The organism is Actinomycetospora sp. NBRC 106378, assembly GCF_030269685.1.
Classification (GTDB): domain Bacteria; phylum Actinomycetota; class Actinomycetes; order Mycobacteriales; family Pseudonocardiaceae; genus Actinomycetospora.
The window spans coordinates 26282-45162 of sequence record NZ_BSTT01000010.1; the positions used below are offsets into that span (position 1 = coordinate 26282).

Annotated in this window: 18 protein-coding genes; 9 read left to right on the top strand and 9 right to left on the bottom strand. The window is 74.3% G+C overall.

Going from position 1 to position 18881, the window contains the following annotated elements; all coding sequences use genetic code 11:
* Positions 1-41 precede the first annotated feature (41 nt).
* Both QSK00_RS20645 and QSK00_RS20650 read left to right on the top strand, forming a co-directional pair.
* On the top strand, positions 42-1169 hold the full coding sequence (locus QSK00_RS20645) for a baeRF2 domain-containing protein (protein WP_285593596.1): 1128 nt from the start codon (positions 42-44) through the stop codon (positions 1167-1169).
* Positions 1170-1268: 99 nt separating this feature from the next.
* Positions 1269-1637: a YybH family protein gene (locus QSK00_RS20650; protein ID WP_285593598.1), complete on the top strand. Its 369-nt coding sequence runs from the start codon at positions 1269-1271 to the stop codon at positions 1635-1637.
* Between the two features lie 28 nt (positions 1638-1665).
* Here QSK00_RS20650 and QSK00_RS20655 read toward each other — a convergent pair whose 3' ends face one another.
* Positions 1666-2106 carry a hypothetical protein gene (locus QSK00_RS20655; RefSeq protein WP_285593600.1) on the bottom strand — a complete coding sequence of 147 codons (441 nt, stop codon included), beginning with the start codon at positions 2104-2106 and terminating at the stop codon, positions 1666-1668.
* A gap of 62 nt (positions 2107-2168) precedes the next feature.
* Positions 2169-2297, bottom strand: coding sequence for a hypothetical protein (locus QSK00_RS20660; protein ID WP_285593602.1), 129 nt, complete (start codon positions 2295-2297; stop codon positions 2169-2171).
* Between the two features lie 39 nt (positions 2298-2336).
* Here QSK00_RS20660 and QSK00_RS20665 point away from each other — a divergent pair, with 39 nt between their 5' ends.
* Positions 2337-2471, top strand: coding sequence for a hypothetical protein (locus QSK00_RS20665; protein ID WP_285593604.1), 135 nt, complete (start codon positions 2337-2339; stop codon positions 2469-2471).
* Positions 2472-2496: 25 nt separating this feature from the next.
* On the opposite strand, the gene sthA is transcribed toward QSK00_RS20665, so the two are convergent.
* Positions 2497-3909, bottom strand: a complete 1413-nt coding sequence (gene sthA / locus QSK00_RS20670; protein WP_285593606.1) for a Si-specific NAD(P)(+) transhydrogenase — start codon at positions 3907-3909, stop codon at positions 2497-2499.
* Between the two features lie 133 nt (positions 3910-4042).
* Between sthA and QSK00_RS20675 the strand changes: the two genes are divergently transcribed.
* Positions 4043-5161 carry a DUF4192 domain-containing protein gene (locus QSK00_RS20675; RefSeq protein ID WP_285593608.1) on the top strand — a complete coding sequence of 373 codons (1119 nt, stop codon included), beginning with the start codon at positions 4043-4045 and terminating at the stop codon, positions 5159-5161.
* A 1-nt stretch (position 5162) separates the two neighbouring features.
* On the opposite strand, the gene QSK00_RS20680 is transcribed toward QSK00_RS20675, so the two are convergent.
* The 3 genes from QSK00_RS20680 to QSK00_RS20690 form a co-directional block, all read right to left on the bottom strand.
* Positions 5163-5819: an HAD hydrolase-like protein gene (locus QSK00_RS20680; protein ID WP_285593610.1), complete on the bottom strand. Its 657-nt coding sequence runs from the start codon at positions 5817-5819 to the stop codon at positions 5163-5165.
* Positions 5816-6784, bottom strand: coding sequence for a UDP-glucose 4-epimerase GalE (galE, locus tag QSK00_RS20685; RefSeq protein ID WP_285593612.1), 969 nt, complete (start codon positions 6782-6784; stop codon positions 5816-5818). Before galE ends, QSK00_RS20680 begins: the two co-directional genes overlap by 4 nt.
* A 132-nt stretch (positions 6785-6916) precedes the next feature.
* Positions 6917-7630 carry an iron-dependent transcriptional repressor DtxR gene (locus QSK00_RS20690; RefSeq protein WP_285593613.1) on the bottom strand — a complete coding sequence of 238 codons (714 nt, stop codon included), beginning with the start codon at positions 7628-7630 and terminating at the stop codon, positions 6917-6919.
* A gap of 59 nt (positions 7631-7689) precedes the next feature.
* On the opposite strand from QSK00_RS20690, the gene QSK00_RS20695 reads away from it, so the two are divergent.
* From QSK00_RS20695 to QSK00_RS20710, 4 genes are read left to right on the top strand one after another with little or no spacing between them, the layout of a single operon-like run.
* Positions 7690-8610 (top strand): sulfurtransferase, encoded by a 921-nt coding sequence (locus tag QSK00_RS20695; RefSeq protein WP_285593615.1) that lies wholly within the window; start codon positions 7690-7692, stop codon positions 8608-8610.
* 57 nt (positions 8611-8667) lie between these two features.
* Positions 8668-9834: an acetoin utilization protein AcuC gene (locus QSK00_RS20700; protein ID WP_285593617.1), complete on the top strand. Its 1167-nt coding sequence runs from the start codon at positions 8668-8670 to the stop codon at positions 9832-9834.
* A 3-nt stretch (positions 9835-9837) separates the two neighbouring features.
* Positions 9838-12582, top strand: a complete 2745-nt coding sequence (locus QSK00_RS20705; protein WP_285593619.1) for a bifunctional acetate--CoA ligase family protein/GNAT family N-acetyltransferase — start codon at positions 9838-9840, stop codon at positions 12580-12582.
* Positions 12583-12638: 56 nt separating this feature from the next.
* Positions 12639-13130 (top strand): hypothetical protein, encoded by a 492-nt coding sequence (locus tag QSK00_RS20710; RefSeq protein WP_285593621.1) that lies wholly within the window; start codon positions 12639-12641, stop codon positions 13128-13130.
* 385 nt (positions 13131-13515) lie between these two features.
* On the opposite strand, the gene QSK00_RS20715 is transcribed toward QSK00_RS20710, so the two are convergent.
* The 3 genes from QSK00_RS20715 to QSK00_RS20725 all read right to left on the bottom strand — a co-directional run bounded on the left by QSK00_RS20715 (position 13516) and on the right by QSK00_RS20725 (position 16704).
* On the bottom strand, positions 13516-14580 hold the full coding sequence (locus QSK00_RS20715; RefSeq protein ID WP_285593623.1) for a sigma-70 family RNA polymerase sigma factor: 1065 nt from the start codon (positions 14578-14580) through the stop codon (positions 13516-13518).
* A 163-nt stretch (positions 14581-14743) separates the two neighbouring features.
* On the bottom strand, positions 14744-15178 hold the full coding sequence (dtd, locus tag QSK00_RS20720) for a D-aminoacyl-tRNA deacylase (RefSeq protein ID WP_285593625.1): 435 nt from the start codon (positions 15176-15178) through the stop codon (positions 14744-14746).
* The gene (locus QSK00_RS20725) at positions 15175-16704 is read right to left on the bottom strand and encodes a DUF7782 domain-containing protein (RefSeq protein WP_285593627.1); all 1530 of its coding nucleotides are present in this window, start codon (positions 16702-16704) and stop codon (positions 15175-15177) included. Before QSK00_RS20725 ends, dtd begins: the two co-directional genes overlap by 4 nt.
* Positions 16705-16917: 213 nt before the next feature.
* Here QSK00_RS20725 and acs point away from each other — a divergent pair, with 213 nt between their 5' ends.
* Positions 16918-18858, top strand: a complete 1941-nt coding sequence (gene acs / locus QSK00_RS20730) for an acetate--CoA ligase (RefSeq protein WP_285593629.1) — start codon at positions 16918-16920, stop codon at positions 18856-18858.
* Positions 18859-18881: the final 23 nt, after the last annotated feature.

The window sequence follows — 18881 nt, forward strand, 5'->3', positions numbered from 1 at the left end:
CGGCCGTCCGCACCGTGGCGGCCAGGAGGAGGAACGACCTGATGGACCTGTCGCGCACGCGGGAACTCTTCGAGCGGCCGGGGCCGTTCGCGACGGTCTACCTGGAGGCGACGAACCCGGGCGAGAACGCGGCCAAGCAGACCGAGCTCCGCTGGCGCGGGCTGGCCGACTCGCTCACCGAGCAGGGCGCCGACGACAAGACGGTCGCCGCGATCGGCGAGGTGTTCACGGACAACCGCGGCGGTGAGCTGGACGCCTACGGCCGCGTCGTCGTCGCGGCCGGCGGCGAGGTGCTCCTCGACGAGGCCGTCGAGGGCGTCGACCGGTCCGGGGACGTGGCGACCTGGTCGCCGCTGCCCGAGCTGGGCTCCTACTTCCGCTCGCAGTCGGGCAGCGTCCGCGTGGTGCTGGCGGTCGTCGACCAGACCGGCGGGGACGTCTACCAGGTGGTCGCGTCGAACGTCGAGGGCGCGCAGGAGGTCTCCGAGGAGACCGTGCGCGGCTCGGCCGTGGAGTCCGTGCACAAGCCCCGCGAGGGCGGGAACGCGCACAAGCGGCGCCAGCGTCGGCACGCCGAGGCGGCCTATCAGAACGGCGCCGACGTGGTGAAGGGCATCCAGTCGGCGGTGAAGTCCTTCCGGCCGGAGATCATCGTGCTGGCCGGTGAGGTCAGCGGCCGCGAGGTCGTGCGCCACGAGATGCCGAAGGACCTCGCCGAGCTCACCCGCGAGATCGAGGCGGGCAGCCGGGCGGCCGGCGCCAGCGAGGACGCGCTCGAGGACGCGCTGCTCACCGAGGCCGGAGTCGCCGCGACGGCGCGGGAGACGTCGATCCGTGAGCGGTTCCAGGAGGCGAAGGCGCACAACACCGCGGCCGAGGGCCTGGAGGCGGTGCTCGAGGCGGCGCGCAACGGCGCCGTGGAGACGCTCCTGCTCGTGGACGGCGCGCAGGTCACCGGCGAGCTGTGGACCGGCGCCACCCCCGAGGCCATCTCCACGGAGAAGGACCGCGCGGCGGCGCTCACCGACGGCGAGGTCGTGCAGCGGCCCGCCGAGCAGGTGCTGCTGCGGACCACCGGGGCGCTCGGCGGCTCGCTCTCCGTGCTGGGCGCGGGCGCGGAGCTCGTCGACAACGTGGGCGCGCTGCTGCGCTTCCCGGTCGGGGGCTGAGACCCCAGGTTCCTGGGATGGGCCGGTCGTGGCCTGCGACGGAGAGTGATGGTGCGCCGGGGACACCGGCGCACCACCTCCCACCGGAAGGCCACGACCATGTCCGTCACCGACCCCGCCGCCCTGCACGACGCGTTCACCGCGGCGATCAACACCTCCGACGTCGACGCCCTGGTGGCGCTCTACGAGCCCGACGCCATCGCCGTCGAACTCGACGGTTCCGAGTGCACCGGCGCCGGCCCGATCCGCGCGATGTGCGCCGCGTTGGCCGAGAGCATCGAGACCATCCACGGCAGCACCCGGAAGCTCTACGTCACGGGTGACCTCGCGCTGTCCTCGGGCCGGTGGACCGCGAAGGTCCGCCTGCCCGACGGCACGCTGGCCGACGCCGAGGGCGTCACCAGCGAGGTGTCCCGCCGGCAGCCCGACGGGACGTGGCGGTTCGTCATCGACGACCCGCTCTTCTGACCCGGGCCCGACGACGGGTGCTCCCGGGTCAGGCGGGACCGGCTCCGGTCCCGCCTCCGGGACCGCCCGGGGCCGGCGCCGCCGGTCCGGCGGCCGGAGCGCCGGGTGCGACCGGTCCGGCGGCTCCCGGTCCGACAGCTCCCGGTCCGGCGGCCGGGCCGCCGGGTGCGACCGCCGCGGGGCCACCGGCCGGGGCGACGACCGCCGGACCGGCGGCGGGCCCGCCGACCGCGGCCGGTCCGCCCGGGCCGGACAGGCCCGTTCCCAGGATCACGGCGGTCCCGACGCCGAGCCCGAGGACGAACGCGACCGCGGCCGTGGCGACGGCGCGGCCGAAGCCGCCGCGCTCCTCCGGCGTCCGGGTCGGTGGCAGCGTCCGGTCCCGCTCGTCGTGCAGGGCGCGCTGCCACTCGGTGAAGCCGGGAATCCCGGCGGGGCTGGACGGCATCGTGAATTGTCGTTCGCTCATGGGGCCACCGTGGGAGACGGAACTGAAGCGTCCCTGAGCCCGCCCGGATCCTCAGGCCGACTTCAGCGCACCGGGCGGCGGACCCCGTCGAGCAGGAGCGTCAGGTGGCGACGCCAGTCGCCCCCGCCCATGTTCGCCAGCGCCCCCCGCGTCACGAGCACGAAGTCCTCCGCCCGGAAGTCCGCCCGCACGCGGCGGGGCTGCGGTCGGCGGGCCGAGCCGAGCGGGCCGTGCAGGACGTCGTCGAGATGTTCGCCGCCCAGGACGATGGCATCTACGACGCCGACTGGGCGCGCGCGACGACCGCGCCCACCGATCTCCGGACGTGGTGCCGGGAGGTCCTCCTGCCCGCCGTCGCGGGCTGAGCCGGCACCGACCCGGCGTCGGGACCTACCCGAAGGCCTGCAGCGCCCGGATCTTGTTGGTCGCGTCGAGAGCGGCGACCTTGTAGGCCTCGGACAGCGTCGGGTAGTTGAGCACGGCGTCGACGAGGTAGTCGACGGTGCCGCCGCAGCCCATGATCGCCTGGCCGACGTGCACCAGTTCGGTGGCCGACGTGCCGAAGACGTGCACGCCGAGCAGCGCGTGCGTGTCGGGGTGGACCAGGAGCTTGAGCATCCCGTAGTCGTCGCCGACGATCTGGCCGCGCGCGAGCTCCCGGTACCGCGCGATCCCGACCTCGTAGGGCACCGACTTCTCGGTCAGCTCCGCCTCGGTGGCGCCGCAGTAGGACACCTCGGGGATCGTGTAGATGCCGTACGGCGCCAGCGCGGCGTCCGCGTGGCCCACCGGCTCGTCGAACGCGTGGTAGGCGGCGAGCCGGCCCTGCTCCATCGAGGTCGCGGCGAGGGCGGGGAAGCCGATGACGTCGCCGACCGCGTAGATGTGCGGCACCGCGGTCCGGTAGTGCTCGTCGACCTTCAGCCGGCCCCGCGCGTCGGCCTCAAGGCCCGCCTTCCCGACGGCGAGCTCCTCGGTCACGCCCTGGCGCCCGGCCGAGTACATGACGGTCTCGGCCGCGATCTTCTTCCCGCTCGCCAGCGTGGTGACGGTGCCGCGCTCGGACACGCTCACCCCGGAGACCTCCTCGCCGAAGCGGAAGGTGACCGCGAGGTCGCGCAGGTGGAACTTGAGCGACTCGACGACCTCGGCGTCACAGAACTCGAGCATGGCCGGTCGGCGCTCGACGACGGTGACCCGCGTGCCGAGGGCCGCGAACATCGAGGCGTACTCGATGCCGATCACGCCGGCCCCGACCACGACCATGCTCGAGGGGATCGCCTCCATCGCGAGGATGCCGTCGGAGTCGACCACGCGGCGGTCGTCGAACTCGACCGACGGCGGCCGCGCGGGCTTCGTCCCGGTGGCGACGACGATCTTGTCGGCCGTGACGGTCTGGTGCTCGCCGCGGCGCTCGCCCAGCACCTCGACGGCGTGCTCGTCGAGGAACCGGGCGGCGCCGGAGAGCAGGTCGACCCGGTTGCGCTGCAGCTGCGCGCGGATCACCTCGACCTCGCGGCCGATCACGAAGTGGGTGCGGGCGAGCAGGTCCTGCACGGTGATGTCCTGCTTGACCCGGTAGCTCTCGCCGTAGAGCCCGCGCATCGCGTAGCCGGTCAGGTAGAGCACGGCCTCGCGGAGCGTCTTCGACGGGATGGTGCCGGTCTGGGTGCAGACCCCGCCGACCATGCCCCGCCGCTCGACCACCGCGACGCGCTTCCCGAGCTTCGCCGCGGCGATGGCCGCCTTCTGCCCGCCCGGGCCGGAGCCGATGACGAGCAGGTCGTAGTCGTGGGTCGCCACGTCGCGACTCTGACCGGTGACCCGGCTCACGGGCAAGCGCGTGCGGGTGACGGCCCGATGAAGTCCGGGGCGGGCACTGCTCCGTCCGGGTGGAGGGTGGATCCGGCGGGACCGGCACGGAGTCAGTGCCCGTGTGAGCACCCGGAAGAAGTCCCGCGCCCGCCGCCCCCGTCCCCGTCCCGCGCCGTCGCGCCGGCGGGGTCCCGACGAGACGGTGGTCGTCTCCATCTCCGATCCCGCCGACCTCGTCGCCTCCATCCCACCGCTGTTCGGGTTCACCCCCGAGGAGTCGGTCGTCGTGCTGGGGATGCACGGCCCGGAGCGGTCGCGCCGGCTCGGCGCGTCGCTGCGGATCGACCTCGGGGAGGGTCCCGACGACGACGCGGTCCTCGCCGCCGCCGTGCGCGACCGCCTGGCCCCCACCGAGCCGGACGCGCTCGTCGTCGTGGTGGTGTCCGCCGCACGGCCCGGGCCCGACGGGCGTCCCCCGGGCGCGGGACTGGTCGACGCGATCACCGACGTCTTCGCCGAGCTGCGGGTGCCGCTCGTCGGCGCGACCTGGACCGAGCGGATCGCCGCGGGGGCGCCGTACCGGTGCTTCGAACGGTGCGACTGCTCGGGCACGCTGCCCGACCCGGCGGGGACCCGCACCGCCGCGGAGACCACCGCGCTCGGCCGGGTCACCTACGGCTCGCGCGACGAGATGGCCGCCGCCCTCGCGCCCGAGCCGGGCGCGGGCTCCCGCCGTCGTCGGGAGTTGCTGGACGACGCCCTCGAGGCCGCCGTGCTCGACCGCGAGCTGTCCGGCCCGGCAGCGGCCCGGCGCGACCTGGACGCGGTCCGCCGTGCCGTCGCCGAGGTCGGGGCGGGTGGGCGGCTCGCGGAGGAGGAGGTCGCCCGCCTCGCGGTGGCGCTGTGCGACCCCCGGGTGCGCGACATCTGCCTCGGGTTCGCCGCGGGGTGCGACGACGCGGTCGACCCGGCGCAGGCAGAGGAGCTGTGGCGGGTCCTCGTGCGGGCCGTCCCGGAGCCGGAGGTGGCGGAGCCGGCGACGCTGCTCGCGTTCGCCTCCCTCGACCACGGCGGCGGGGCGACCCTGACGACGGCGCTGGAGCGGGCGCGGGGCGCCGACCCCGACCACCGGCTCAGCGGCCTGCTCGCGACGATGCTGGCGGCGGGTCAGACCCCGGAGACGGCGCGGCGCATGGTCGAGCGGGCCGTGGCCGAGACGAGCCGGCAGCTCGCCGGGTGAGTCAGCGCAGGGCGTCGAGGGCGGTCGTGACAGCCGCCGGGGTGTCGACGACGGCGGCCGCTCCCGCCCCGAGCAGCTCCTCGCGTCCACCGAAGCCCCAGGTCACGCCGACGCAGGGCAGGCCATGCGCGCGGGCGCCGTCGACGTCGTGGTGGCGGTCGCCGACCAGGGCGACCACCGGGCCCCCGTGCGCGGCCAGCGCCAGCCCCACGACCGCGGCCTTGCCCTCGACGCTGCCGTCGAACTCGGCCCCGAACACCCCGCCCGCGAAGAACTTGTCGAGCCCGACGTGGGTGACGACCTCGTGGGCGAACGGGCGGGGCTTGCTCGTGGTCACGGCGAGGCGGTCGCCGCGGGCGACGAGCTCGGCGAGCAGGTCCGGCACGCCGTCGTACACGGCGACCTCGCGCATCAGACCGCCGCCGTAGACCTCGCGGTAGGTCGCCATCATCGCGTCCGCGGTGGCGGCGTCGACGCCGAGGACGTCGCGGAACGCCTGCGGGAAGGGCGGGCCGATCAGGGCGCGCAGCTGCTCGTCGTCGGGCTCGGCGATCCCGACCGACGCCGCCGAGCGCCGCACCGATTCGATGATCCCCGGCCCGGAGTCGACCAGCGTGCCGTCGAGGTCGAAGCAGACCAGGGAGGTCACCGCGCTCACGCCGAGACCCGTCGCTGCGCGAAGTCCCAGGCGTCGGCGACGATGCCGTCGAGGTCACCGCGGGTCGGGGTCCAGCCGAGGCGCTCGTGGGCCCGCGCGGCGGACGCGACGAGCACGGCGGGGTCGCCGGCCCGGCGGGGCGCGACGGCGGCGGGGATCGGGTGGCCGGTGACGCGGCGGCAGGCCTCGATGACCTCGAGCACCGAGAACCCGGTGCCGTTGCCGAGGTTGCACACCAGGTGCTCGCCGGGAGCGGCGTGCTCCAGGGCCCGCAGGTGGGCGTCGGCGAGGTCGTCGACGTGGATGTAGTCGCGGACGCAGGTGCCGTCGGGGGTGGGCCAGTCGTCGCCGTAGATCGCGACCTGCTCGCGGGTCCCCGCCGCCACCTGGAGCACGAGGGGGATGAGGTGGGTCTCGGTGGTGTGCCGCTCGCCCTGTGCCCCGTGGGCGCCCGCGACGTTGAAGTAGCGCAGCGACACCGCGCCCAGCTCCCGGTCCGACGCCGCGGCGTAGGAGGTGATCGCGTGGTCGATCGCGAGCTTCGTGGCGCCGTAGGGGTTGGTCGGGCGGGTGGGGGAGTCCTCGGTGATGGGTGAGGTCTCCGGCTCGCCGTAGGTGGCGGCGGTCGAGGAGAACACCAGCCGCGGCACGCGGTGCGCACGGATCGCGTCGAGCAGGGCGATCGAGGTGACGACGTTGCCGTGCCAGTACTTCGCCGGGTCGGCCACCGACTCGCCCACCAGCGAGCGGGCCGCGAAGTGCAGCACCCCGTCGAAGCCGTCGGCGAGGACGCCGGCGGCCGCCGTCGCCACGTCGCCCTCGACGAGCGTGGCGCCGCTCGGGACGGCGTCCCGGTGGCCGGTGGAGAGGTCGTCCAGGACGGTGACGTCGTGGCCGGCGTCGAGCAGGTGCGCGGTGCACACGCTCCCGACGTACCCGGCGCCCCCGGTGACGAGCAGCTTCATGGGCCCGAGTCTGACCTACCGGACTGTGCGCCCGATGAGGGGCGCCCTCGCGAGGGTGACGTCAGACAGGTCCGGACGGGCCCGGACCTGCCTCATGTGCATCTCGCGGCGGAGGAAGCCGGGGCGCGGACCTCAGACCGCGCGGACGAGCACCGCGTGCGCGACCAGCGGGTCGACCTCGGACTGCCGACCGCCGGAGCCGACGTTCACGGCGTCCCCGAAGCGGGGGATGCCGACGACCTCGACGTCGCTGCCCGGCAGGACGCCCGCGGCCTTGAGCCCGGCCATCAGCGGCTCGTTGAGCTGCACGTGCTCGGCGATCCGGCGGATGACGACCTTGCCGCCGCCGGCGCGCGCGAACTCGTCGAGGCGGACCAGCCCGGCCTCGTCGGGGGTGGGGGTGCGGGTGGGCAGCTCCGTGCCCTCGCCGCGGAGCTCCTCGAGCCCGGGGATCGGGTTGCCGTAGGGGGAGACGGCGGGCTCGCCGAGCAGCGCGAAGACCTTGCGCTCGACGGCGTCGCTCATCACGTGCTCCCAGCGGCAGGCCTCGGTGTGGACGTGCTCCCACTCCAGCCCGATGACGTTGACCAGCAGGAGCTCGGCGAGCCGGTGCTTGCGCATGACGGACACGGCCTTGCCGCGGCCCTCCGGCGTCAGCTCGAGGTGGCGATCCCCGGCGACGTTGACGAGACCGTCGCGCTCCATCCGGGCCACCGTCTGGCTGACGGTCGGCCCGCTCTGCTCGAGGCGTTCCGCGATGCGCGCACGCAGCGGCACCACACCCTCCTCCTCGAGCTCGTAGATGGTGCGCAGGTACATCTCCGTGGTGTCGATGAGGTCGTTCATCCCCACCCCTTCCGATCCTGATCACCATCCTACCGAGAGGGACACGGCACGATGGAGCCGTGCCGAACTCGCAGGGGCCGCTCGTCACCGCCGCCGATCTGCTCGCCGAGCTGGCCGGGGGCCCGGCCGGGACCGACGGCCGTCCGGTCGTGCTCGACGTCCGCTGGCGGCTGACGCCGCCGCCGAAGAAGCGGACCCGTCGCCGGCCCGACCCGGTCGGTGAGCCCGACTTCGACGCCGGCCACGTGCCCGGTGCCGTGTTCGTCGACGTCGACTCCGAACTGGCCGGGCCGCCCGGGCCCGCGGGCCGCCACCCGCTGCCCGACCCGGACGACCTGCAGACCACGCTCCGCCGCGCCGGGATCGTCCCGTCGAGCTCGGTGGTCGTCTACGACGCCGTCGGCGCGGGCGACGGCATGGCCGCCGCGCGGGCGTGGTGGGTGCTGCGCTGGGCGGGCCTCGCGCCCGGGCGGGTCCGGGTCCTCGACGGCGGCTTCGGGGCGTGGACCGCCGCGGGCGGCGAGTCCTCGACCGTGTCGGGCGGGGCGCGGACCCAGGGCGACGTCGACGTGGCCGGCGGGGCCATGCCGGTGCTCACCGCCGAGTCCGCCGCCACCGCGGCGCGCGGCGGGACCCTGATCGACGCGCGGGCGGCCGAGCGCTACCGCGGCGAGACCGAGCCGATCGACCCCGTGGCCGGGCACATCCCGGGCGCGGTCAACGTCCCGGTGGCGGGGGTGCTCGCCGAGGACGGCCGGTGGAAGCCGCCGGCCGAGCTCGCCGAGCTGCTCGGGCGGGTCGGGATCGGGGCCGGGGACGGGAAGGAGGCCGGGGCGTACTGCGGGTCCGGGGTGAGCGCGGCGATGCTCGTGCTCGCCGCCGAGATCGCCGGGGTCCGGCCGCCGGAGGACCCGGTCGCGCTCTACGTCGGCTCCTGGTCGAACTGGGTGGCGGGCAAGCGGCCCGTCGAGACCGGCTAGGCCCATCCGACCGGTCGAGCTCCGCTGGGCCCGGTCTCCCTCGGTAGCGTCACCGCCATGCGCGCCACGGTCGTCTGGGACGAGGCCCTGCTGGCCTACAAGCTGTCGAACGACCATCCGCTGCACCCGGTCCGGCTGGACCTCACGATGCGGCTGGCCCGCAGCCTCGGGGTGCTCGAGGGGGTCGAGCCGCTGATCCCGACGCCCGCGCCCGACGAGGAGCTGGAGCGGGTGCACGTCGCCTCCTACCTCGACGCGGTCCGCCTCGCGCCGAGCCACGGGGACGACCCGGTGCACCAGCTCGGGACCAGCGACAACCCGATCTTCGAGGGCATGCACGACGCGTCGGCGCTGGTGGCGGGCGGCTCGATCGCCGCGGCGCGGGAGATCGCGGAGGGGCGGACCGACCGGGCGGTGAACCTCTCGGGCGGGCTGCACCACGCGATGCGCGACCACGCCTGGGGCTTCTGCGTCTACAACGACTGCGCGATCGCCATCAGCTGGCTGCTCGACCACGGCTACAGCCGGATCGCGTACGTCGACACCGACGTGCACCACGGTGACGGGGTGCAGGCCGCGTTCCTCGACGACCCGCGGGTGATGACGATCTCGGTCCACCAGCACCCGCGGACCCTCTGGCCCGGCACCGGGTTCCCCTCGGAGCTGGGGGAGGGCGCCGCCGCCGGCACCGCGATCAACCTGCCGCTCCCGCCCGGCACCCGCGACCAGGCGTGGCTGCGGGCCTTCCACGCCGTCGTCCCGGGCCTGCTGCGCGCGTTCGAGCCGCAGATCCTCGTCACGCAGTGCGGCGCCGACACCCACCACGAGGACCCGCTGGCCGAGCTGTCGCTCACCGTCGACGGGCACCGCGCGATCTACCGGGCGTGCCGTGACCTCGCGACCGAGTACGCGGGCGGCAAGTGGCTCGCCCTCGGCGGCGGCGGCTACAACCTGTTCCGGGGCGTGCCCCGCTCCTGGACCCACCTGCTCGCGACGGTGCTCGACCGCGACGTCGACCCGGACCGGACCATCCCGGCGGAATGGATGTCACACGCCGCCACGCTGACGAACCGGCCGCTGCCGACGACCATGACGGAGGAGGCCCCGACGGACTGGACGCCGTGGGGCGGCTACACCGAGATCGACGTCGATCGCTTCGTCCTGGAGACCCGCCGTGCGGTGTTCCCGCTGCACGGTCTCGAACCGCAGAACGTCCTGGACTGATCCATGAGCCCACCCCCGGTCGAGGAGATCTCGAACCTCGACGCGGCCACCACCCCCGTGACGGCCGTGCCCGACGCGCCCTACCCGCGCCACTGGGAGGCCGACGTGGTCGCGGCCGACGGTGCCACCGCGCACCTGCGCCCGATCACGCCGGCCGACGCCGACGCCGTCGTCGCGTTCCACGGGCGCCTCTCCGAGCGCACCCGGTACTACCGCTACTTCAGCCCGTACCCGACGATCCCGGCCCGCGACCTCAAGCGGTTCGTCGAGGTCGACCACCACGACTCGGTCGCCCTCGTCCTCTGGCTCGGCGGCGAGATCATCGCGATCGGGCGGTACGTGCGGCTCGGCGCCGACGAGGCGGGCGGGGCGAACGACGCCGCCGAGGTCGCCTTCGTCGTGCGCGACGACCACCAGGGTCGCGGCCTCGGCTCGATCCTGCTCGAGCACCTCGCGGCCGCCGCGCAGGAGGTGGGCATCCGCCGGTTCGTGGCCGAGGTCCTGGCCGAGAACCGGGCGATGGTGCACACGTTCCGCCAGGCCGGCTACGACGTGACCCGCTCGCTCGACGGCTCCACGCTGCACCTCGAGTTCGACGTCGCGGCCACCGACCGCTCGACCGAGGTACGCCGCTCGCGGGAGCAGGCGGCCGAGGCCCGGTCGGTGTCGAACGTGCTGACCCCCCGCTCGGTGGCGGTCGTCGGGGCATCCACCGACGAACACAAGCTCGGCCACGTGGTGCTGCGCAACCTGCTGCTCGGGGGCTTCACCGGCCCCGTCTACCCGGTCAACCCGGAGGCCCGGTCGGTACGCGGCGTGCGCGCCTACCCGACCGTCACCGACATCCCCGACGACGTCGACCTCGCGGTGCTGGCCGTCCCGCCGGAGGAGGTGCCCGGGGTCGTCGACGGCTGCCTCGCCAAGGGGGTGCGGGCCCTCGTCGTGGTGACGTCGGGCTTCGGCGAGACCGGCGACGCGGGGATCGCCCGCCAGCGCGAGCTGGTGACCGACGCCCGTTCCCGCGGGATGCGGGTGGTGGGCCCGAGCGCGCTCGGCGTCGTCAACCTCGACCCCGCCGTGCGCCTGAACGCGTCGCTGGCCCCGACGCTGCCCCCGCCGGGCCGGGTCGGCTTCTTCTGCCAGTCCGGCGCCCTGGGCATCCAGATCCTCGCCGCGGCCGCGCAGCGCCGCCTCGGGCTCTCGACGTTCGTCTCGGCCGGCAACCGCGCCGACCTCTCGGGCAACGACCTCATGCAGTACTGGGACACCGACCCCGCCACGGACGTCGTCCTGCTCTACCTCGAGAGCTTCGGCAACCCGCGCAAGTTCGCCCGCGTCGCTCGACGGCTGGCCCGCCGCAAGCCCGTGGTGGCGGTGGCCTCGGGGCGCCACGCGACGCCGGGGCTCGCGGCGAGCACCTCGCCGCTGGAGGAGGCGTCGGTCGGCGCCGTCTTCGACCAGTCCGGGGTCATCCGGGTCGGCTCGGTCGACGAGCTGTTCGACGTCGCCCTGCTCGTGGCCAACCAGCCGCTGCCCCGGGGTCCGCGGATCGGCGTGGTCGGCAACTCGAGCGCGCTAGGTCTGCTGGCCGCGGACGTGGCCCTCGCGAACGGCATGCACCTCGCGTTCCCGCCGGTCGACGTCGGAGCGATGGCCGATCCGGCCGAGCTCGCCGACGCCGCCCTGCAGGCCCTCGAGGACGACCGCTGCGACGCCCTGGTGATCGTCTTCTCACCGCCGGTGGCCACCGACGGGGCCGCGCACGCGGACGCCCTCGCCGAGGTCGTGACCAGCGCCGACAAGCCGGTCACCACGACGTTCCTGGCGTCCTCCGGGGTACCCGAGCACCTCGTGGTGCCCTCCGAGTTCGGCGGCTCGGCGGTGCCCGCGCGGGGCAGCGTCCCGTCCTACCCCTCGCCCGAGCGCGCGGTGGTCGCCCTGGCCCGGGTCGTGCGCTACACCCAGTGGCTCGAACGCCCCGTCGGCGACTTCGTCGTGCCGCCGGGCTGCGATCTCGCCGCGGCCCGGGCCTTCGTCGACGACCTCGGCCCCGTCGAGACGGCTCTCGTGCTCGACGACGACCAGACCGCCGAGCTGCTCCGCCGCGTCGGCATCCGCATCGCGCCGTTCCGACGGGCGCGCACGCGGGACCAGGCGGTCGAGGCCGCCCGGGCCCTGCGGGCGGACGGCGGCGCGGAGGTCGTCGTCAAGACCGTGGTCCGCACCTGGCGGCACCGCTCCGACCTCGCCGGGGTGCGGACGGGCCTGAGCGACGACGAGTCGGTCGCGTACGCCTACCAGCAGCTCACCGACCTGTCCGGCTCGCCGGAGGTCGACGTCCAGGTGCAGGTCCCGCCGGGGATGCCGGTGGTGGTGGAGCTGCGTGACGACCCGTCGTTCGGCTCGCTGGTCTCCTTCGGGCTCGCCGGGGTGGTCACGGAGCTCCTCGGCGACCGCGCGTACCGCGCGACCCCGCTCTCGACGATGGACGCGCACACCCTCGTGCGCGCCCCGCGGGCGGCGCCGATGCTCGACGGCTACCGGGGGGCGCGGCCGATGGATCTGGCCGCGCTGGAGGACCTGCTCCTGCGGGTCGGGCAGCTCGCCGACCACGTCCCGGAGCTGCGGTCGCTGGTGCTCGACCCGGTCCTCGTGGCCGAGCGCGGGGTCCATCCGACGTCGATCCGGGCCGTCCTGGGGCCGCCGCCGGGGCCCCGCGACGGCGGCCCACGGCGACTCCGCGGGTGACCCGTGCGGGTGAGGGGTGCGGTGTCGCCGCGGCGGGTCGGGCACCATCGCCGGCGATGCGTGCGCTGCCGATGATCGTGATGCTCGCCGCCGCCCTGCTGCTCGCCGCCGGGTGCGGCGGACCCGAGCAGCCGGCGTCCCCGCCGTCCCCGTCGTCGTCGCCACCTGCCACGCTTCCCACCGGCGCCCCGCCCGGCGGGACCTCGACCCCGCCGGTGCCGCCCGACCCGCTGGTCGCCACGCCTCCGCCCGGCGGCACGGCGCTCGACCCCGCCCGAGTCACGACGACGGGTCTCCCGGCCGGGCTCCCGACGCTCGTCTGGACCACGGGCCCCCGCACCCTCGGCGTGTACGGGCGGGCCGGGGGATGCACGGAGTCCACCGCGACCGTCGCGTCCCAGACGGCCGAGGCGGTGACGGTGCACGTCACCCAGACGTCCACCTCGACCGGACCGTGCACCCGCGAGCTGCGCTACCCGGCGTTCGAGCTGCCGCTGGACGCGGACCTGGGGGAGCGCCGCGTGGTGCTGACCGGCGAGGTGCGCTGAGCACGGGCGTGGCGCGCCGCTGACGTCCGGCGTCCGCCGTGGGCCACCGCTGACGTCCGGGGCCGGGAAGCTGAGGAACCGGGACGGCCCCCGGCCGCCCCGGCCCCTCGTCGCGGGTGACCGGGCAGGGTCACCGTGTCGGTGGCCGGGCGGGGGTACCGCCGTCCCGGCGTGCAGCGCGTGACACGCGTTGCTCTGACCAGAGCATGCTCCTGCCCGGTCGGACGGGTCAAGCGGCCGACCGGAGGGGCCGTCCGGGAACGGACGACCCGCTTCGGCGGCACAGCGTCACCCCGAAACGCCCGGACACGACGAACGGCCGGTGCGGAGCCCCCGTTCGGGAGCCCGTACCGGCCGTCGGTTCCGTGCGGTGTCGCGGTGGGTGTCAGCTCGCGGCGTAGGCCTTGAGCCGGCGGGCCCGGTCGCCCTCGCGCAGCTTGGACATGACCTCGCGCTCGATCTGACGCACACGCTCACGGGAGAGCCCGAAGCGCTTGCCGATCTGGTCGAGCGTGCGCGGCTGGCCGTCGTCGAGGCCGTAGCGCAGCCGGATCACGTTCTGCTCGCGCTCGTCGAGCGTGGCGATCACGCGACGCATGTCGTCGTGCAGCAGGCCGGAGATCACCGTCGACTCGGCGTCGGTGGCCTCGGCGTCCTCGATGAAGTCCCCGAGCGGGGCCTCCTCCTCGGACCCGACCGGCATGTCGAGGCTCACCGGGTCGCGGCTGTGGTCGAGCAGGTCGGCCACCTTCTCCACCGCGAGGCCCGACTCCTCGGCCAGCTCCTCGTTCGTGGCCTCGCGGCCGAGGGTCTGGTGCAGGTCGCGCTTGATGCGGGCCAGCTTGTTCACCTGCTCGACCAGGTGGACGGGCAGGCGGATGGTGCGGGCCTGGTCGGCCATGCCGCGGGTGATGGCCTGACGGATCCACCACGTGGCGTAGGTCGAGAACTTGAAGCCCTTGGCGTAGTCGAACTTCTCCACGGCCCGGATGAGGCCGAGGTTGCCCTCCTGGATCAGGTCGAGCAGCGGCATCCCGCGGCCGGTGTAGCGCTTGGCCAGCGAGACGACGAGTCGCAGGTTCGCCTCGAGCAGGTGGGCGCGAGCCCGGCGGCCGTCGCGGGCCACCAGGCGCAGGTCCTTGGCCCGCTCCGGGTCGATCTCGCCGGTCGGGTCCTCGAGCAGGTGCGCCGCGAACACGCCGGCCTCGATGCGCTTCGCGAGCTCCACCTCGTCGGCGGCCGTCAGCAGCGCGGTCTTTCCGATACCGTTCAGGTAGACCCGGACGAGGTCGGCGGCCGGGCTCTGGGCGTCCAGGTCGCTCTGGATCTCGGCCTCGGTCTGCAACGCAGTGGTCTCGGAGGTCTCGGCGCCGTCGGGGGTCGACTCGGGCAGGACGGCCTCGGCAGTCACGTCACTGCGAGACGTCTGCGGGGCGAGTGTCGCCGTCATGGAATCCTCCCTGCGCGGCGCTGGTCTGGCACGCCGCTACATGTGGTCGAACGCGCGGTGGGGCGCGATCGTTCCCGCGCCCTTCGCTCGGACGGGGATAGCCGCTTGTGACGGTGCTGACGCGTGGTTCCGGTCATCGCGGGACAACGGTGGCGAGTCGCCCTCAGATCTCCACGAGCACCGTGAACGGGCCGTCGTTCACCGACTCCACCGCCATGCCGGCCCCGAACACGCCGGTGGCCACCGTCGCCCCCCGCGCCCGCAGCGCGGCCACCACGGCGTCGACCGTCCGCTCGGCCACGTCACCGGGCGCGGCCGCCGACCACGATGGTCGTCGTCCCCGGCGCGTCTCGCCGTAGAGCGTGAACTGACTCACGACGAGGAGTCCCGCACCGGTGTCCGCGCACGACTGCTCCCCGTCGAGGATCCGCAGCTCGTGCAGCTTGCGCGCCATCGTCGTCACCGGCTCGTCCCCGCGCGCCGGGTCGTCGCGGTGCACGCCGAGCAGGACCAGCAGGCCCGGACCGTCGAGGGCCCCGACGACGGCACCGTCGACGGTCACCGCGGCCCGCGTCACCCGCGCGACGACGGCCCTCACGCGGTCGCGTCCCGCGGCACCAGCAGGCCGTGCAGCACCAGGTCCCGGACCACGGGCAGCGCCGCCGCGGTGAGCTCGCCGACCTCGCGGTCGTGGCCGACGGCGAGCAGCCCGAGCAGGTCGGACAGGGGGAGGTGGCCCCGGCACCCCGCCAGCAGGGACTCGCCCAGCTCGTCGAGGTCGTGGCGCCACTGCGGACCGTCGAGGCGCACGAGCGTGCCCCCGATCCGCCGCCAGCCCTCGTCGGAGCCGGTGTAGCCGCGCTCCAGCGCCGTGGTCGGCGGGGCGACGAGCGGCTCGTCGAGCAGGTCGTGCCCGCGCAGCCAGGCCACCCGGTCCAGCCACGCCTCGATCTCGGGGCCGAGCGGGTCGCCGATGGCCTGGCGCAGGTCCTCGAACACGACCGTGCCCGCGACGCCCGGGGAGGTCCGCCGCAGCGTCACGAACCCGAAGCCGATCCCCACCACGTCGTGCGCCGCGAAGAAGTCCAGCCACTCCGCGCTGCGGGCGCGCCCGGCCGCGGACGCCGGGTCGACGCCGGCGTCGCGCAGCCACGTGCCGACGTGCAGCGCCGGGTCGGCGACGTCCCGCTGCACCACCCACGCGTCCAGCCCGTCCGGACCGGCCGCGCGGATGGCCTCCTCGACCCAGGCCCGCGGCCGGGTGGCCCAGCCGGTCCCGGGCTCCTCGGCGGCCTCGAGGTCCGCGCCGGTGATCAGCCAGGAGGCGAGCAGCTGGCCGACCCCACCCGACGTCAGGAAGGCGGGGAGGGTGGAGACGAGCAGGGCGGAGGCGCCGTCGCCGCCGAGCCCGGAGTCGCGGTAGACGTGCTCGACGGCGGGCGGTCCGGGGACGAACGGCGGGTTGCAGACGACCTGGTCGAACCGGCGGCCGTCGACCGGCTTCCACCAGGGGCCGGTGAGCACCTCGGCCTCGACGCCGGAGATCGCGAACGTGGCGCGGGCGAGGACGTTCGCCCGCTCCGAGACGTCGGTGGCGGTCAGGGCGGCGGCGTGGCCCGAGCAGTGCAGGGTCTGCACGCCGCAGCCGGCCCCGAGGTCGAGCAGCGTGCCGACCGGCCGGCGCACGGTCGCCCGGGCCAGCGACATCGACGCCGCACCGGCCCCGAGCACGTGGTCGACGTCCTTGCCGTCACCGGCGTCGAGGTCGGAGATCACCCACCACGATCCGTGGTCGTCGGCGTGTGGGCGCAGGTCCAGCCCGGCCGCCACGCCGTCCCCGCTGCGGCGCAGCAGCTCGGCGTCGAGGAGCTCGTCCAGCGCGACGGGGTCGAACGCCGCGGTCGCCTCCGCGTCGCTCACGGACTCGGCGAGCAGGAACAGGCGCACCAGGGTGCGGAAGGACCCGGCGTCGGGAAGGGACCGGCGGGCGGGCTCCGGCTCGCCGCGGTCGAGGGCGGCCCCGGCCTCGGCGCCGAGCGCCTCCGCCACGCCCTCGACGGTGAAGCCGGCCGCGCGGAACACCGGGGCGAGACGCGCGGCGACGTCGGGCAGTCGATCGATCACGGCGGACAGTCTCCCGTCCGGATCGGTACACCGGCCGCGGTGTCACTGTGACGGGTTGCACTCCGGCCCGACGGGGAACACGCCGTCCGGACGAAGGGGACCTTGGCGCGACGATCGTGGCAGGGTTGCCCCACCGGGTCGGCGTCGTGACGCTGCGCACAGGGTCACGCCCTGCCCGGCCAGTGGACAGAGCGAGGAACCGGAGGCCAGCGGATGTCGGAGCAGGGCTCGAGTCAGGGAAACACCTACCCGCCGGACCCGGAGCTGTCGAAGACCGCCAACGTGCGTCCCGAGATGAAGGACATGGACCTCGAGGAGTTCTGGGACTCCCAGGCCAAGGAACGCATCAGCTGGTTCGAGCCGTACGACACCGTGCTCGACTGGCAGCTGCCGTACGCGAAGTGGTTCGTCGGGGGCAAGCTCAACGCCTGCTACAACGCCGTCGACCGCCACGTCGAGAACGGGCAGGGTGACAAGGTCGCGCTGCACGTCGTCCCCGACGACGGGCTCGACTCGCCCGACGCGCACGACATCACGTTCGCGCAGCTCCAGGAGCAGGTCGTCCGCTTCGCCCACGGGCTCAAGAAGGTCGGGGTGGGCAAGGGCGTCCCCGTCGGCATCTACATGCAGATGATCCCCGAGGCCGTCGTGGCGATGCTGGCGTGCGCCCGCCTGGGTGCCCCGCACACCGTCGTCTTCGGCGGGTTCTCGGGCAAGGCCGTGGCGGAGCGGTGCAACGACCTGGAGTGCAAGGTCCTCATCACCCAGGACGAGGCGCTGCGCGGCGGCAAGACGGCGGGGCAGAAGACCAACGCCGACGAGGGCCTCGACGGGGCCGGCAGCACGACGGTCGAGAAGGTCGTCGTCGTCAAGCGCACCGGCGGCGACGTCCCGATGACCGACCGGGACGTCTATCTCGACGACCTGATCGACGGCGAGTCCTCGGACGCGGAGAGCTGCCCCTGCGAGCCGATGGAGTCCGAGGACCTGCTGTTCCTCCTCTACACCTCCGGCTCGACCGGCAAGCCCAAGGGCGTCGTGCACACCACCGGCGGCTACCTCACCGGCGTCGCGACCACCCACAACCTCGTCTTCGACGTCAAGGACGACTCGGTCTACTGGTGCGCCGCCGACATCGGCTGGATCACCGGGCACAGCTACATCACCTACGGACCGCTGGTCAACGGCGTCACCTCCGTCCTCTACGAGGGCGTGCCGGGCTACCCGGACAAGGAGGTGTGGTGGAAGATCGTCGAGAAGTACAAGGTCTCGATCCTCTACACCTCGCCCACCGCGATCCGGTCGCACATGAAGTGGGGCGAGCAGCACGCCCAGGCGCACGACCTGTCGTCGATCAAGATCCTGGGCAGCGTCGGCGAGCCGATCAACCCCGAGGTCTGGGAGTGGTACCGGAAGTACGTCGGCAACGACAAGGCGCCGATCATGGACACCTGGTGGCAGACCGAGACCGGGCACATCCTGATCACGCCGCTGCCGGGCATCACGACGATGAAGCCGGGTTCGGCGCAGCAGCCCTTCCCGGGTGTGCGGCCGGAGATCCGGGACGACGAGGGCAACGTGCTCGGCGTCGAGCAGACCGGCAACCTCGTCCTCACCGCCCCCTGGCCCGGGATGATGCGCGGGCTCTACAAGGACGACCAGCGCTTCCGGGACACGTACTGGTCGAAGTACTCCGACGCGTACTTCGCGGGTGACGGCGCCAAGTACGACGAGGACGGCGACATCATGCTGATGGGCCGCCTGGACGACGTCGTCAACGTGTCGGGCCACCGCCTCTCGACCTTCGAGATCGAGAGCGCCCTGGTCGAGCACGGCGACGTGGCCGAGGCCGCCGTCGCCGCGCGCAAGGACCCGGACACCGGGCAGGCGATCGTCGCCTTCGTGTCGCTCACCGGCGACAAGGAGGGCACCGAGGAGCTGGAGCAGGCCCTGCGCGAGCAGGTGGCCCAGTCGATCGGGAAGCTGGCCCGCCCGGCGACCGTGATCTTCGCCCCCGACCTGCCGAAGACCCGGTCGGGCAAGATCATGCGCCGCCTGCTCAAGAACCTCGCCGAGGGCGAGGAACTGGGCGACACCTCCACACTGGTCGACCCGTCCGTGGTGGAGGACATGAAGAAGCAGATCAGCACGTAGGTGCTCCGCAGGTGAGCACTGTT